Source organism: Limosilactobacillus coleohominis (genome assembly GCF_016901675.1).
Taxonomy (GTDB): Bacteria; Bacillota; Bacilli; order Lactobacillales; family Lactobacillaceae; genus Limosilactobacillus; species Limosilactobacillus intestinavium.
In genome coordinates this window covers 1-15,083 of the sequence record NZ_JACJKU010000041.1, presented here as the reverse complement: position 1 = coordinate 15,083, position 15,083 = coordinate 1, and the positions used below count along the sequence as shown (strand labels likewise).

Sequence of the window (15,083 nt, the reverse complement as noted above, 5' to 3'; positions counted from 1 at the left end):
CCTTTCATATAGGTTTGGTTCACTTAATATGATACCTGATGTCACGCCGAATGGCGTTTTTTTATTTACCACCAACTGGGTGGCTAACTTCATTCTATAATCCACCATTTTATTATGGATAAAGGTTTGCGAACTATTTTGGCTGTTGGTGTTGCTAGAGTGTCTATGGCTGCAACTACGGTTGTAGAGAATTGCAATCTTCTAAGTCAAAATAACGTTATTGTTGCTCAGGCTTCAAAACGATCAAGGATTAACAAAGCTGTTTCAATTATGCAGGATAATTACGATGATAAAGCAAAGGTTTACTATGACAAAGAGAACGATGTTATAGCAATTAAACCAACTGATGAAGACTTTGAGGAAGCAGTTCTTGCTGTTATGAACGGAGAAGCCTCAAAATCCGATTGGAAGGACCTAACAGATTCTATTGATGACTTATCCGAGACAATTCATGACAAATTACACATAAAAACACCAGTAGCAATTGTTAATCCTGAAAATCCTGATAAGGTTTTATACGCTTCTTATGATGGAAGCTCCATGTATGATGTGATGGATGATAATAACTAACTACTCAAAAAAATTATCTCAGAACATTAAAATCTTTCTCAACGCGATTGACATTAAAGGATAGTTTAGTTATTAGGAGTTTTTATGAATAATAAAGGTTGTTTGCCAACAGTCATCGGTAGCCTGATTATTGTTGCCATTATCATTTGGCTATTTAAGATTCTTGTTATTTTGGGAATTATCGGTTCAATTATTACGGCTGTATATTTCGGTTATTTTGCATATAAGCAACCTAATAACCGCAAAAGATTGCTTAAGAGACGGGTATTGCCCGCGCTTATAGTTACAATTATCTGTGGAGGTATTATCGGTATATCCAGTAACAGCCATACTTCAAGTTTATCTAATTCAGCTAGTTCTTCTTCAAAGGCTTCTAGCGATGATTCACGAGAAAATTCTAGTTCATCTGATGATGTAACTGATGAAAGTTCAAATAGTGATTACGACGACAATAGCGATGATAATGATTCAGATAGTTATTCAGATAATAACGACTCAAATAATTCAGAATCAGATGTAGACACTAATAGAAACGGGAATTCAGTAAATAATCAAGGCGACATGACAACTGATTCGAAAGGTTTGATTGTTGGTAATTCTAAAACATTGATTTACCACACCCCTGACCAACATGGGTATCGAATGAATTCAGCAAATGCTGTTTACTTTAATTCAGAATCAGAAGCACAGGCTGCTGGTTATAGAAAAGCATTAAGATAGCAGGTGGTAAAAATGTTTAAATTGGTATTTTGGGTATGTGTACTTACATTAATCGTAGCAGCGTTTACAACTTTTTTGCCTTATATTTTAGTAATAATTGGTGCTATTACTATTTATTATGCTGGGCATCAAGCAATCAATTACATTAAACACAGGAGATAAAATGAAAAAATTATTACTATTACTTGCTTTCATTGCCTTGCTTTTAGTTCCTACAACTGGCTTAGCTAATGAAAGTTCACAGACCTCTAATCAACTAGAACAATCATTAAATGATTTTGCAAAGAATGACAAAGAAGCTGATTTTGATTCTGCAACAGTCAAGGGTAAAACCATTACCTTAAAAGTTGCTGCTGATTATATCGAAGCACCTGTAAAGAATGGTGGTCGGCGTTCATTCTTACATCATCTTTATAAACAAGTTCAAAAAATTCAAAAGAAAAATAATACGAAGTATTCAATTGTTATAAAAGATGATTGGACTGGAAAGTTTGCAAAAATGGATTATAAAGGCAAAGGTTGGTACACCTTATACAGCCACACTTCAGATCACAAAACAGAGAAGTGTAATTTTGCAACTTTAGAAGATGGCGATATGTAGTTTCGTTTGCTTGAATCATTGTATTAAGTCATGGGAGGATAACATGAAAAAATTCAGTTTACTGTGCATTACTGCACTTACGTGTATGTCATTAGCTGCTTGCGGCAGTTCTTCATCACACAAGTCGTCTGCATCAAGTCACTCGTCTAGTAAGGTTGTCAAAAAGCATCACAAGAAACAAAACAAAAAGAAGCAAAGCTCAAGCAGCTCTACTTCTTCAAACACTAATAGTAATCAAAATGCTCAACAAACTCAGCAATCTAATAGTTCCAATGGACGACCGCTAACTCAAGGAGAAATTAATCGACAACGCGGTTATGACCCCAATGGTAACCCACTGTTACCTGGCCAAGATCATGCTGCAGGCTCAAACCCAGACGGTACACCCGATGCGTGGGTACAAGGCCAAATTGATTGGGCTAAGCGAAACGGCTACCTAAACCCTGATGGATCAGAAACTGACAAAGGACGAGCTGCTGATGAATGGGTTGAAGAAAATGCCCACTAGTATGAGGATATTACAACTTGATTTGACATGAAACTTTTAAATCATAATGCTCTGCTATACTTTTTGATTTCTTATTTTAAAAAATTCATGTCATAAGACAAAACTGGTCGATTTCGACCAGTTTAAAAATGCATAAAATAGAACACATGTTTGAAAAGAGGGATTATTATGGCCTATGTACGCAAATATAACAGTGATAATTGGATAGCTATCGCCTCTTGGTATGATGGCAATGGCAAACGTCACACTAAGTCAAAAGGTTCTTTCCCAACTAAACAAGCTGCCAAACAGTACGCTGCAAAATTAGATGTTCAGAAATATGATGGCAGTATCACAGACAACGACCCAACGTTTAAAGAATATTTTGACAATTGATTTGAAACTTATAAAAAGGCTCAGTATCCTTAGCAACTGAAAAACGTTATCAGAATGACGGTAAATTTATTGGTAATTATTTCAAGAACAAAAGATTATCAAATGTTAACCGTTATCAATACCAAGTTTTTTTAATAAGTTTGGCAAAGACCATGCACCTTCTACAGTCAGAAAATTCAACGGTGTTATTCGCCAATGTGTTAAAAATGCTATCATTGATGGATTAATTAATAAGGATTTTACAGCCGGTATTAAGCTAGGAGAAAATGATGATAAAACACTGCATGTGGAATATCTAAACGTTGCAGAGATTGTAAAATTAATACAATACCTTAAAAATGGACGTCAGGCACGTTATACGAGTCGCTATATGTGTATTGACTGCAATTTACACTGGAATGCGTCTGGGCGAAATTATGGCGCTTACATGGAATGATATTAATTTTAAAACCATTTCTATTAACAAGTCATGGAACTATCTTGACGGTGGTGGCTTTAAAAAAACCAAAACCAAATCTTCCATAAAAACTATTCGTGTAAATGATGATTTGTTAAATCTAATAGTAGAATTAAAAGTCAACAAACAAGGTCTCGTTTTCAGAAATGCTTATGGTCAATTGCCAACTTCAAATGCAGTAAACAAGACGTTACGTAATGCTATGTCACAATGTGGAATTGTTAAGCAAGATTACCACTTCCATTCATTACGACATTCACATGTAGCTTATTTGCTGGCTAACGACGTGCCTCTTTATATAATTAGTAAGCGACTTGGTCATTCAAATACGACTATAACTGCCGATAAATATGCTTATTTAATTGACGAGTTTAAAGAAAGATCCAATGAGATGATTGAAGATTCATTAAATGAACTTAATCCAAAATCAAAGAATGAATCTGAGGGAAAACCATCAAAAAATAATCGCTTGGCATAACTCAGGCATAATAAAAATGCAGAAAGCCTTTAATAGTAGGCTCTCTGCACTCAGTTTAATGAGAAGAGTGGGAATCGAACCCACAACCTTCGGTTTAGAAGACCGATGCTCTATCCAGTTGAGCTATCCTCCCAAGCCATCTATCAATATACTGATATTTTAAGGATTTGTCAATTAAAACTTGTTATCCCAAACATTAATTAAGAAAGGGTAAAGTTGATAGTAATCTTAGTAGAAATTAATTGCAATTTATCAAATTCTAATAATAATAGAAAGTAGACAATGTTTTGTGGAGGGTGATCGTTATGTTGCCATTATTTATAATTGTGTTAATCATATCATTATCAGCTATTGGTCAGACTATGTTTTCCAACAGTTCAACAACGGCTGAACACCCCCGTGGTAAACACGCTGCTAGTGTTGACACACATAAAGCATAGCCGAATCTTTTTCTTTTATCTTATCAACAGGAAAATGGCGTTACGGTATTTTCATACCGCGACGCCATTTTTCTATTTGGATAAATTAGTTTTAATTAATTCCTCATGTTTTTGCATAATTTCTGTCGGTGTTAATTCTAAATCAACCAAACCATACTTTAATAACAAATGCCATGCGTGACGGAAATCAGCTTGTCGATGAGTATAGTAACTAGCCATCAGAAAATATTTAATAGTTAAATATTGCTGGTCTGCCTTCGCTAATTGTGAAGCTCGTTGGCTCTTCAAAAGACGTTGATAATCTTGCTCGCTCATCACTACCAAATGTGTCCACTGTTTACGAGCGCTAAACAACAGGAACCAGTGAAGCGTAATTACGAATCTTCGTAATAATTCCTCATGTTCTAATTTTTGAACACCATTCTTTTGCATTCGATAATCAATCTTCGGTTCATAACAGGCGGCCAACGAGCGGTCACAATTAACTACAATTTCTTGTAAGTGCGCGTTCGGCCCCATTAACAAATCTCGTTGATCAATGATCTTATTATCAAAATAAATGGAATCCTGCAATAATTGAGTAATATTTAGCAATTTTTCCTCCTAATCAGCAAAGATCAACGGATCAGACCGGACCGCTAATGCTTCCCGATTATTCAAGTACCATTCTCTAATAATGGAATAATGTAATAACACATCAAAGAAAGAATATTGCTGGTCTGGATCCACAACTTTAAATTTCCATTGCTGACTATAATCATCTGGATCATAGAATAATGTTAAACGAATTTGTCGATCTAAGTTGAGTAAAGCACCATTATTCTTTGGCATACTTAATAACATAAAGTCAGTATCAGTAGTTTTGACAAAGAGTTTGTCAATAATTTGCTTATTCAATTCAGGAGCTTGCAATGGGAACTCAACATCATTACTTGGATTTAGGATACCTAAATCATTAACAAAGTCTAATTCGCTCGCCAAAATTTCCGTAAAGTCCATCAAGATCTTCAAGGTTGCTTGAATATCTAAGTCACTATACCGTTCAGCTTCACGAATCACAAAGAAATTAACTAAAGCGCGATTACTAAAGCGTAGCACTTTCTTTTCAAGGTTAATGTAGAATAGCGGTTCGTGTTTTTCTTGTTCTGTAAAGAAGGCTCCACCATTGTTACGATCTAGTTCAAACTTGAACTTTGTCTCTTCACTCAGATGTTGGCAAGCCATTGACAGCCGATGACTAACATTATCTTCTTCAATGGTCATTCCTTGAATATTTCCCAGTTCAAGTAGTCGTCCCATAAACAGTAAGTAATAGTCTGCTGGCTCATAGTGTTGTGGAAACTTCACAAATGGTGATGAAAGGTTAATTTTATTCAGCTTCATTACCGCTGATAATAAATCTTGAGGATCAGTCTTTTGACAAAGGTCATTTAACAACCCAACATATTGCTCACCAATCCGCAATCCATCGGTTAATGAATCACTCAATGCCTGGACTTTTTCAGTAGCAGTAGATACCATCTGTTCATTACTCATTGTCTGCCACCTGCTTTCCATCATCATGGCCACTCAAGTGTTTCAGGTAGTTGGCATACAAGTTTCGGTTAGCTAATTCAAAGTCTTCAAAACTGCCAAAAACATCTAATATACTCTTTTGTTCGTAGCTTAAAATCGTATTCTCTTTAGACAATTCCAAAACTTCTTGATTATTTTCCTTGATTTTGGCCTTCGCACCACGTGCTTCTTCAGCTTCGTCTTCCAACTTGCTAATTTGGTCTACAATGTCTTGGCGAGCCTCTTTATTCTTGCTGGATTCAAAAAGTCCCGAACGAGAAGTTGCATCTTTCAATTCATTTTGTAAACGGGCACGTTCTTGTTCACGTTCTGTGCTTGAATCAATTAGTCCTTGCAAATGGTCATTGTCTTGCGATAATTGTTCAATACGTGCGCTGTTATACTTTTTGCCTTCCTCGCTTAACTTAAATGATTCTGATAGCTTTTTGTATTCGTCTTGATTAAAAACAAAACGAACATTTAAGACATCTAATTCACCAAATTGCCGACGATCCCACCAATTACCAAAATAAATCCGGTAGTGGCCTGTTTGGTATTCTTCATAGTAGAAAAATGGGTAAGCTTTTCCCAAGTAATCAATTAAGTTTTTGCTCAAATAATTACTCAATTGATCTGCTAGATCATCCACTAGGTTCATGATCCCGGCATCGTTTTTTTGCTGTTCTCGATGTTCAATCTCTGCAGCGTAACGTTGATTATCAAGTAATTCATAAACTTTAGCATCTTGATGGTCTGCGACCGCCTGCTTTAATGCAGATAAATATTCAATTTTTTTAGAAACCGCTTGACTAATCAAAGTCCCTACATCTGGTTTCCTACTATCAAAATTTTCGTTTGCCATTGATGACGTCTCCTTAACTGTTGTGTACAAATGCACACTAATATATTATTAATTTTACTCACTCTTAATTCCAAATGAAAGTCTTTACGGAAGCTTGTAATATTTCTTAAGATTTTATAACGGAAATTTGCATTTCATCAAATATCAACCTATAATAAAGACAGTTGATTATTACACATCTGTGAAGTAATCAACTGTGAGCAATCGGAAAGAGGCGAATGTTGATGACTTTAAGTAAACAAGAACGTAAGGAAATGGCTCGTAAGGCTATGGAAAAACGTGGTACCAAGAAGCCTGATGGCTCAGGTTTTGCAAAGATCGACGCTGACGCCGCAAAGCTTAATGATTAATTTGAAAACTAACACATTAAACTTAAAAAAGAGGTTGGACAAAAGTTCAACCTCTTTTTATTTGTTTAACCACTCTTTGACTGCCAATTCGATATCATCAATTGAGTCCTGTCCACTCACCAAATCGTACCAATGAACTTCCATTTTATTCCGAAACCAAGTTAATTGGCGTTTAGCATAGTGCCGTGAATCTAATTTGATTTTATCAATGGCACTCTGCAAATCAGTCTGCCCTTGAAAATATGGGAATAATTCCCGATAGCCAATTCCTTTCCCAGACTGATAATTTAAACCTCCATGTTCATATAACCAACGAGCCTCTTCAATCAGTCCCATTTGTACCATTTGATCAACCCGTTGATTGATTCGCTGGTATAACACCTTACGATCCGTATTTAAACCTATCAAATAAAAATCGTTGAGTGCCTGCTGATCAGGTTGTTCAGAAAAAAGGTGCCCTGTTTTTTCAATGACCTCTAATGCACGAATTGCCCTTCGTACATTTTGAACAGGAATTTTCTGTGCAGCTTTATGGTCGAGTTTATTCAAACTGTCCCACACATACTGATTACCCTTTTCTACAGCAATTTGGTGCCACTTCTGACGAATTTGGTAGGACTTTTCGTCATAATGATCTGCCCCTAAACTTAAATTTTCGGTAAGTGCCTGGACATAAAAACCTGTCCCACCAACAATAATCGGCAATTCATTTCTTTTTTGAATGGCATCAATTTCGTTATTAGCCAATGATTGAAAATCTGCAACGGAAAAGCGTTCACTAATATCACGAATATTAATCAAATGATGTTTTACTCCCTGCATCTCGTCAGGCATTATTTTTGCGGTTCCGATGTTAAGATTGCGGTAAACCTGCATAGAATCGCCAGAAATAATTTCTCCGTTTAACCGTTGAGCTAACTGGATTGATAAAGCAGTTTTTCCAACCGCAGTCGGCCCTACAATTCCAATCACCTTAGTCATAAAAAATCTCCTTTATCATAGATCACTGGAAATATAGCAAAAAATCTTGCATAATGGAAGCATAAAATCGAAAGGAGCTTCCAGTAATGAAACAATTTACAAAAGGGTTTGCTTTAGGTACTTTAGCTACTTTAGGTGCTGTTGCCAGTGGCATTATCACATTTCACAAAACTGTGATTGCACCAATTGAAGAAACTGAAGAAAAATTTGACAACAATCGTCGAGCAGCTAACCGTAAGGGACGTTCCGCTCACCAAATGTAGTCATGATTTTTAATAAAAAGGGTCTGCGTAATATGCAGGCCCTTTTTATTAATCATTATATTTAGACTTCTTGGTCTTTCCTGACCACTTTGAATAGCCATCTTTTAAAATGAAAATTTTCTTAAAGCCACGTTTACCTAAGTAAGCAGCCCCTTGAGTACTTAATGCCATTCCTTCATCATAAAGGTAAACTGGCAAGTCAGGACGTAATTCATCCATTTGTTGTCTCAAGAAAGCCAATGGCATCGACCGTGCACCTAAAATGTGGCCACGGTTAAACTGTTCCTTGGGACGCAAGTCAAGTACTTGTGCCTTATGAATGCCTTTTTGAAAGTCTTCTTCGTCTAAAACTGTAGCATAGCGGTTCCGCCGCCATTTACCATAAAAATAACTTCCTAACCATGCAATAATGATTACGATAAAAATAACATCTAAAATTATTGCACTCTTACTAATTGCTGCAAATAACAAAATTTTCCCTACTTTCCACTTCAAAAAATTATTCTTCAAATTGGGTTGCTAATGATGCAGCACCGATAACTCCTGCATCATTTCCCAATTCAGCTAATTTTAGTTTAGTTGAATTTCTTACAGTTGGGAAGGCAAATTTTTCAAAATTCTTTTGAACCCGCTCTAGTAAAAAGTCGCCGGCAGCAGAAACACCACCACCAATTACCATGTATTCAGGGTTTAATGTGTTACTAATGTTAGCTGAAGCTAATCCAAGATAGTATGTAACTTTATCAACAACCCGGTTGGCTAAATAATCGTGTTCTTTTGCCAAATCAAACACAATCTTAGAGGTGATTTCATCACCATTATCAATCATGGCCTTGAGCTTAGAATCGCCTTCATATTCTTCTGCCAAATCTTGTGCTAGGTGAACAACACCAGTTGCTGATGCATATTGTTCTAAACAACCGTGATTACCACAGGTACATTGGTACCCATCTGGTTGGACAATCATGTGACCAACTTCACCACCGGCACCATTCACACCGTGGATCAAGTGGCGATTGGCAATTAATCCTCCACCAACACCAGTGCCTAAAGTAATAAAGGCAACATCGTCACCATCATTACCAGCACCCTTCCAACGTTCACCAAGACCGGCACAGTTGGCATCATTATCAATTGCAAATTTGAGCCCAGTACCCTTTTCAATTTGTTCCTTCACTGGTTGTAAAGTTTTCCAGTTTAAATTATAGGCTCCAATAACGGTCCCCTTTTCACGATTAACAGTTCCTGGGGTTCCCATGCCAATACCGATAAACTGGTCACGACTCATCTTATAAAGATCAATGTGATGATTAATTGAATCGATAATATCTGGAACGATATGTGATCCTTCATCAAGAATGTTAGTACGAATGGACCACTTTTGTTGAATTTCACCTTCTGCAGTTAAAATCGCAAATTTAATGGTCGTCCCTCCAAGGTCAACCCCAATTAATTTTTTACCCATTGTTCTTAGCTTTCTTCCTTTCTTTTGCCATTTTTTCTTCATATCGGTGCTCACGATTGAGGATTAATTTTGCTTGTAAAAACAAGTCACGATCAATAACCTTAGCTTGATACAAATTATCAATTTCCAATGCCATTAATTCAATATCCCACATTCGTTTGCCGACATAAACAAAGACGTCAAAACGTTTAAGAAGTTGTTGAACATCATATAATGTCCTCAGGTGTACAATCGGTTTCATTCCCATTACAACGCCCTCCAAAACATAATGACAATTAATACAATTAATATAGTGCCACTAAGAAAACGCTTTAGCAAGCTTATTCTACTAATTTTTGTTGAACCGCACATTCCAGAGCATAAGAATCCGCCAATCAAACCACCAAGATGTCCCGCTAAATCAACACCTGGCATAATTAAATCAGCACCAATATTAAAAACTACTAAGATTAAAAATTGCTTTGCCATTTGACGAATTAGTGGATTATTTCGATTAACAATTCCCAACATAATAAATGCACCGAATAATCCAAATAAACCTGTACTTGCCCCGGCACTAATATTTTGCAATGGTTGAAATAACATACTTACCAAATTTCCGGTAAGAATGCTTGTCAAATAAATAATCAGCATCTGCCAATGACCATAGATTTCTTCAACATACATACCAATAAAGTATAGTGTCACCATATTAATAATCAAATGTTGAAATCCAATATGGATAAATCCTGCTGTTAATAACCGCCACCACTGCCCTTGCAAAATTAAAGGTGTGTATTTAGCACCTGAGTGAATCAGCACAGTGGTATTGGTTGATCCGCCTTGGAAAGTCATCCATAGATAAACTAATATACAAATGGTAATCATTAACGAAGTAACCGGAATTTTTCGAATAGTCTTCATCATTAGCATCACCTATTTGTTGATAGCATCCTGAAGGTTAATAACTTTATCCATAGGAATATCAAAGGTATCAGTCGGCCACTCATTTTCCTCGGCAATTTGGGTATTCAAAGCCATTGCAAACTTAGGACCATCGTAATTGGATAAATAACGGTCATAATAACCACCGCCAAAACCTAGGCGGTTACCACTCAGAGTAAAAGCCACTCCTGGAACAACCATTAAGTCGATATCGTCTGGCCCTAGGACTTCACCTTTCACAGGTTCAAGTACTCCAAATTGAGTTTCACTAAATTCTGTGCTTTCAGTTAAAACGACGAATTCCATTTTACGCTCTGGCAAAGTTCTCGGTACAACGACGGTTTGCCCCTTATGACGAGCATGCAAAATAATTGGGGCAGTGTTAATCTCAAAAGACTGGCTTAAAGTAATCCCAATCACTTTGGCACCAAACCATTCTGGTTGATCATACAATCTAGAAGCTAGCGCCTGTTCCTCTTTCAGGCGTGTATTCAAATCTAATTGCTGCAAACGGGCAATGTACGCCTTACGCATCTCTTTTTTACTGTACATTGTTCCTCCTTAAATCAACTAGTTAATGCAATCATAATTAAAAAAGAGCTATGGGTTCATCGCCCTAGCTCTTCTTAAGAAACTTTACTTAGTTTCGCGGTGTAATGTAACCTTCCGTTCCCGTGGGCAATACTTCTTTAATTCAAGCCGATCGGGGTTGTTACGACGGTTCTTGCTAGTTAAGTAAGTCCGTTCGTGGCATGAAGTACATTCAAGTGTGATGTTTACACGCATTGTCTTAGCCTCCAAACTTTATTTTAAATTTAACGAGAATACGTTATATCGATACGTAACCCTAACTCGTACAACTATATCATCAATTTAACGATTTGACCAGTTTTTTCACAAAGTTTGTTAAGGATTTTTCCTTGACACTTTATTGGTCAGACTTAGAACTTTGGACATCCTTCCAATATGCTTGGAAGATTTGTTTCGCCATTGTTAAATTATTTTCACCACCAGACGCGTTAGAAATCGCTAACGCAACAACTACTTGTGGTTTATCAGATGGTGAATAACCAGCAAAACTTAATGTTTCGGTACTTTGCTTCTTATAGAATGTTTCGGCAGTACCAGTCTTAGCTGAAATCGATGGTTTAACACTACTTAATGACTTAGCAGTCGTATATGAGTTCGTTCCATGAGTAACCAAGTACAGCCCTTTTCTTACCAAGTCAAAGTATGACTTCGGAGCTGGAATTACTTGTTGAACCTGTGGTTGTGCCGTGTAAGTAATGTTTCCTAACTCACCATTAGCCTTCGTTCCCCGAATTTGCTTAACGATGTATGGTTTCATTCGATAACCACCATTGGCAATCGTAGACATATATTGAGCTAGTTGAATAGTGGTGTACCCATCATAGTTACCATAAGAAAGGTCTAACGCAGAACCAATATTTTTCTTCTTAGATGGTCCTTGATAACCCGCAACTTCACCAGGTAAATCAATTCCAGTAGGTTGACCTAGTCCAAACATCTTGTAGTAGTAACGCATCTTATTAAAGATACTTGGCTTTAATGTCAGCTGTGCTCCGCTGTGATAGTTCATGCCACCTTCCTTCATGGCAATCTGCATCATGTAGGAGTTAGAAGAAACTTCCAACGCTTCAGGGGCACTTAATGCCATGCTAGCTGATCCGGTTTTGTTAAACCAAGAACTCTTTACTGAAGTTCCTGCAACCCGAATTGGGGTATCAGTAAGCGTATTATTTTCTGGAGTAATAACCTTTTCCATTAAACCACCCATAATTGTAACGGGCTTAACAACAGATCCCATGGTAATTGGATGGTTAATAGCTCCAATTTCATCCGTGGTGGTTTTACCAGTGGAAGGATCACGATCAATCCCACCCATTGCATAGATAGCACCAGTATATGGATTCATAACTACGGCATAAACCCCGGTTGAACTGCCTCCCGCTGGGAAATTCTGTGAAAGAATCTTTTGGACATCTTTTTGGAATTTTGAGTTAATGGTTAAAACAAGGTTGTCGCCCTTTTGTCCAGGATAAATAACCTTTGATTTTGTAACATTATGACCACTAGTTGTGACTCTTGTTTGTGACTTTGAACCGGCTAATGTTGCTTGGTATTGCTTTTCTAGGTAACTTTGACCAACATTATCGTTTCGTGAGTAACCTTGTGAAAGCAAAGTATTGACATTGTCACTTGGCAAACCAGTAGTTGAAACAGTTCCAACTAGACTCTTGATGTCTTTCCCTGCAGGATAGTTCCGCGACCAGGCGGTTCCAATCTTAACTCCAGGCATTTCACTTAAGTGTTCACTGACTTCGGCTAATTCTCTTGCAGAAACCTTATCCGCTTTAATGTAAGTTGTGGACAACGAATATGCGCCACTCATCGTTCCATAAATCATGGCCTTATTCTTTTGGTCTTTGCTTAACTTAAAGTAATGCGGATGCTTGTTTAAATAGTCAATGGCATCATCATAATCAGCACTTGAGCCGTCCTTTTTAACATGTTTTAAAACAGCTTTAAGATGACTATTTTCCGCCAAATAATAATCCTGCTGATTCCGAGTTGTTAAACGCGCTGTTAAAACGTTCAAATAGTTTCCTAAACGGTTAGCAATCTTATACATGTCATCGCTGCTGACATTTTGACCCTTAGTATAAGTAATCGCTTGTTTAGCTTGGTTACCTACCATTACTTTTCCTGTCGAGTCATAGATCATCCCCCGTTGGACATTGTTAGTTTGAATCGTGGTATCAGACCGTTTAACTTCAGCTTTATAAGCAGAACCATTTAGAACTTGTAAATAAAATAGCCGCACTGCTAAAGCCAACAGAAGTAATCCCACAATCCAAAGTAAGAAATTCAAACGGAATGGGATTGCGGACTGCGCAGTCCGTCCCTTCTCCCGTGATCGAAATTTAAAAATTCCTTTAAAGCGATTGAAAAAATTCACTTGGCATTCTCCTTAGTTATCAGAAAAATCTCACTTTTAATTTTAAAGATTATTATTTTTCATTCAAGTTAAATTACATTATTTCTCTAAAACGTGACTTTATAATCATACTCTCTTTTTTGATAAATAGTATCACTTTTCGATTTGATTTAATTAAATTTAAAACCTTCCTAGTACCTGTTAAATAATACATTCAGATTGTTATATAATACTAACAATTTACTATATGAGGGGATCATTTTGTTCAAAAAGCATTTTCATATCAATTCGACCTTACTAATCGCCTTTTTTATTCCAGTAATCATCATGGGTGGATATTTTGCCTATCGACAAATGGCACCATTTGGACAAAGTTCTCTTTTAACTGTTGACCTGGGCCAACAATATGTTGATTTCTTTGCCTATTTTAGAAACATCGTTTTGCACCACCCTAGTAGCCTTTTATATTCCTTTTCTAAGGGACTTGGTGGTGAAATGCTGGGTACCAACGCATACTACTTGTTTAGTCCGTTAAATTTACTCTTACTACCATTTCCTGGTAAGTACCTTTCAACCGGTATTTTAATCTTAGTTCTGGTGAAATACGGATTAGCTGGCCTGACATTTTGCTGGCTTTTACAAAGGCAAAATTTGCAAACGCCCCCACGAGTTTGGGCGTTTTCTACTGCATACGCATTGATGGGTTGGATGGTTGCTAATCAGCTTAACATTCTATGGCTAGATGTCCTGTTCATTCTGCCGCTAGTCATTGACGGATTAATTCAACTTACTAATGGCGGTTCACCCTGGCGATACGTTGGTTGGCTGACTTTTGCTATCATTGATAATTATTATATGGCATGGATGTTAGCCATTTTCACAGCACTGTTTTTCTGTTGGACCATTGCCCGCAACAACACTCAATGGTTACAAAAATACTATCGGTTCATTACTTATTCGATTACTTCTGCTTTACTTAGTGCATTTATCCTGTTTCCCACCATTTTTGCTCTGACACAAAGTAAAGGGACTTATACAGAACAAAAGATTAAGTGGGTGGCTGAATATAACCCCCTTAAAATTATCGCTAAATTTGTACCAGGATCCTTTAATTTTGGGCAAATGCCTTCTGGTCAGCCGAACATATATGTCGGTATGGTAATGGTAATTGGTGCCCTGCTTTATTTCAGATACGCCAAAGATCGCTGGCCCGCCAAGATTGTCGCAGCTGCAATCACAGTTTTTATCGTGTGCTCCTTTTTCATTCAACCACTCGATTTGCTATGGCATTTGGGCCAATTCCCAGTTTGGTACCCATCCCGTTTCTCTTTTGTTTTCAGCTTCTGGTTAATTTATTTGGCAGCTATCACCCTTCAGCCAGAATTGACAATTGATCGATGGGCAATCGGTATTCTTATTGTAATAATTGGTGGTTGTTTTACTTACTTGTTCTTAAACCAATCCCATATCTCATATATCGACAATTCACAAGTTATGATTGGACTTGGCTTTGCTTTAATCACCATCATCTTGTTATCACTTCACCGTTATCAATTACCACGTCTCATTGACACAC

At 37.0% G+C, this 15,083-nt stretch carries 21 protein-coding genes and 1 tRNA gene; 10 read left to right on the top strand and 12 right to left on the bottom strand.

Going from position 1 to position 15,083, the window contains the following annotated elements; translation table 11 throughout:
- Nucleotides 1–165 precede the first annotated feature (165 nt).
- From H5975_RS05035 to H5975_RS08750, 6 genes are all read left to right on the top strand, one after another.
- Nucleotides 166–570: a hypothetical protein gene (locus H5975_RS05035; protein WP_239473149.1), complete on the top strand. Its 405-nt coding sequence runs from the start codon at nucleotides 166–168 to the stop codon at nucleotides 568–570.
- Nucleotides 571–654: 84 nt separating this feature from the next.
- The gene (locus tag H5975_RS05030; RefSeq protein ID WP_204785140.1) at nucleotides 655–1,290 is read left to right on the top strand and encodes a hypothetical protein; all 636 of its coding nucleotides are present in this window, start codon (nucleotides 655–657) and stop codon (nucleotides 1,288–1,290) included.
- Between the two features lie 163 nt (nucleotides 1,291–1,453).
- Nucleotides 1,454–1,891 carry a hypothetical protein gene (locus tag H5975_RS05025; protein WP_204785139.1) on the top strand — a complete coding sequence of 146 codons (438 nt, stop codon included), beginning with the start codon at nucleotides 1,454–1,456 and terminating at the stop codon, nucleotides 1,889–1,891.
- 43 nt (nucleotides 1,892–1,934) lie between these two features.
- Nucleotides 1,935–2,399: a hypothetical protein gene (locus H5975_RS05020; RefSeq protein WP_204785145.1), complete on the top strand. Its 465-nt coding sequence runs from the start codon at nucleotides 1,935–1,937 to the stop codon at nucleotides 2,397–2,399.
- Between the two features lie 168 nt (nucleotides 2,400–2,567).
- Nucleotides 2,568–2,774 carry an Arm DNA-binding domain-containing protein gene (locus tag H5975_RS08755; protein WP_239473148.1) on the top strand — a complete coding sequence of 69 codons (207 nt, stop codon included), beginning with the start codon at nucleotides 2,568–2,570 and terminating at the stop codon, nucleotides 2,772–2,774.
- Nucleotides 2,775–3,151: 377 nt separating this feature from the next.
- The gene (locus H5975_RS08750; protein WP_239459606.1) at nucleotides 3,152–3,709 is read left to right on the top strand and encodes a site-specific integrase; all 558 of its coding nucleotides are present in this window, start codon (nucleotides 3,152–3,154) and stop codon (nucleotides 3,707–3,709) included.
- Nucleotides 3,710–3,768: 59 nt separating this feature from the next.
- On the opposite strand, the gene H5975_RS05010 is transcribed toward H5975_RS08750, so the two are convergent.
- A tRNA-Arg gene (locus H5975_RS05010) sits at nucleotides 3,769–3,842 on the bottom strand.
- Between the two features lie 172 nt (nucleotides 3,843–4,014).
- Between H5975_RS05010 and H5975_RS08985 the strand changes: the two genes are divergently transcribed.
- Nucleotides 4,015–4,149 (top strand): hypothetical protein, encoded by a 135-nt coding sequence (locus H5975_RS08985; RefSeq protein ID WP_275086863.1) that lies wholly within the window; start codon nucleotides 4,015–4,017, stop codon nucleotides 4,147–4,149.
- Nucleotides 4,150–4,221: 72 nt separating this feature from the next.
- Here H5975_RS08985 and H5975_RS05005 read toward each other — a convergent pair whose 3' ends face one another.
- Genes H5975_RS05005 through H5975_RS04995 form a run of 3 tightly spaced genes read right to left on the bottom strand, consistent with a single transcriptional unit; the run spans nucleotide 4,222 to nucleotide 6,565 of the window.
- Nucleotides 4,222–4,743, bottom strand: coding sequence for a dUTPase (locus H5975_RS05005; protein WP_204785138.1), 522 nt, complete (start codon nucleotides 4,741–4,743; stop codon nucleotides 4,222–4,224).
- Nucleotides 4,744–4,752: 9 nt separating this feature from the next.
- Nucleotides 4,753–5,685 (bottom strand): hypothetical protein, encoded by a 933-nt coding sequence (locus tag H5975_RS05000; RefSeq protein ID WP_239459607.1) that lies wholly within the window; start codon nucleotides 5,683–5,685, stop codon nucleotides 4,753–4,755.
- Nucleotides 5,678–6,565 carry an exonuclease SbcC gene (locus H5975_RS04995; RefSeq protein ID WP_204785137.1) on the bottom strand — a complete coding sequence of 296 codons (888 nt, stop codon included), beginning with the start codon at nucleotides 6,563–6,565 and terminating at the stop codon, nucleotides 5,678–5,680. The genes H5975_RS05000 and H5975_RS04995 overlap by 8 nt, the downstream gene beginning before the upstream one ends.
- Nucleotides 6,566–6,789: 224 nt before the next feature.
- On the opposite strand from H5975_RS04995, the gene H5975_RS08980 reads away from it, so the two are divergent.
- Entirely contained in the window at nucleotides 6,790–6,915 is a 126-nt protein-coding gene (locus H5975_RS08980) for a hypothetical protein (protein ID WP_275086864.1), read from the top strand.
- 57 nt (nucleotides 6,916–6,972) lie between these two features.
- Here the strand turns inward: H5975_RS08980 and miaA are convergent, their stop codons facing one another.
- A complete protein-coding gene (gene miaA, locus H5975_RS04990) occupies nucleotides 6,973–7,896 on the bottom strand; it encodes a tRNA (adenosine(37)-N6)-dimethylallyltransferase MiaA (protein ID WP_204785136.1) in 924 nt (307 codons plus the stop codon).
- An 86-nt stretch (nucleotides 7,897–7,982) separates the two neighbouring features.
- Between miaA and H5975_RS04985 the strand changes: the two genes are divergently transcribed.
- Nucleotides 7,983–8,159 carry a DUF3042 family protein gene (locus H5975_RS04985; RefSeq protein WP_178661055.1) on the top strand — a complete coding sequence of 59 codons (177 nt, stop codon included), beginning with the start codon at nucleotides 7,983–7,985 and terminating at the stop codon, nucleotides 8,157–8,159.
- A gap of 48 nt (nucleotides 8,160–8,207) precedes the next feature.
- Here H5975_RS04985 and H5975_RS04980 read toward each other — a convergent pair whose 3' ends face one another.
- From H5975_RS04980 to H5975_RS04950, 7 genes are all read right to left on the bottom strand, one after another.
- Complete coding sequence (locus tag H5975_RS04980; RefSeq protein ID WP_428832683.1) at nucleotides 8,208–8,633, bottom strand: rhodanese-like domain-containing protein; 426 nt, start codon at nucleotides 8,631–8,633, stop codon at nucleotides 8,208–8,210.
- A gap of 25 nt (nucleotides 8,634–8,658) precedes the next feature.
- Complete coding sequence (locus H5975_RS04975; RefSeq protein ID WP_204785135.1) at nucleotides 8,659–9,624, bottom strand: ROK family glucokinase; 966 nt, start codon at nucleotides 9,622–9,624, stop codon at nucleotides 8,659–8,661.
- On the bottom strand, nucleotides 9,617–9,847 hold the full coding sequence (locus H5975_RS04970) for a YqgQ family protein (RefSeq protein WP_178661092.1): 231 nt from the start codon (nucleotides 9,845–9,847) through the stop codon (nucleotides 9,617–9,619). Before H5975_RS04970 ends, H5975_RS04975 begins: the two co-directional genes overlap by 8 nt.
- Before the next feature lie 23 nt (nucleotides 9,848–9,870).
- Entirely contained in the window at nucleotides 9,871–10,530 is a 660-nt protein-coding gene (locus tag H5975_RS04965) for a rhomboid family intramembrane serine protease (protein ID WP_204785134.1), read from the bottom strand.
- Between the two features lie 9 nt (nucleotides 10,531–10,539).
- The gene (locus H5975_RS04960) at nucleotides 10,540–11,100 is read right to left on the bottom strand and encodes a 5-formyltetrahydrofolate cyclo-ligase (protein WP_204785133.1); all 561 of its coding nucleotides are present in this window, start codon (nucleotides 11,098–11,100) and stop codon (nucleotides 10,540–10,542) included.
- Between the two features lie 84 nt (nucleotides 11,101–11,184).
- A complete protein-coding gene (gene rpmG, locus H5975_RS04955) occupies nucleotides 11,185–11,334 on the bottom strand; it encodes a 50S ribosomal protein L33 (RefSeq protein WP_178661047.1) in 150 nt (49 codons plus the stop codon).
- Between the two features lie 142 nt (nucleotides 11,335–11,476).
- Complete coding sequence (locus tag H5975_RS04950) at nucleotides 11,477–13,528, bottom strand: peptidoglycan D,D-transpeptidase FtsI family protein (RefSeq protein ID WP_204785132.1); 2,052 nt, start codon at nucleotides 13,526–13,528, stop codon at nucleotides 11,477–11,479.
- Between the two features lie 240 nt (nucleotides 13,529–13,768).
- Here H5975_RS04950 and H5975_RS04945 point away from each other — a divergent pair.
- A partial coding sequence (locus H5975_RS04945; RefSeq protein ID WP_204785131.1) for a YfhO family protein occupies nucleotides 13,769–15,083 on the top strand: 1,315 nt, incomplete at its 3' end.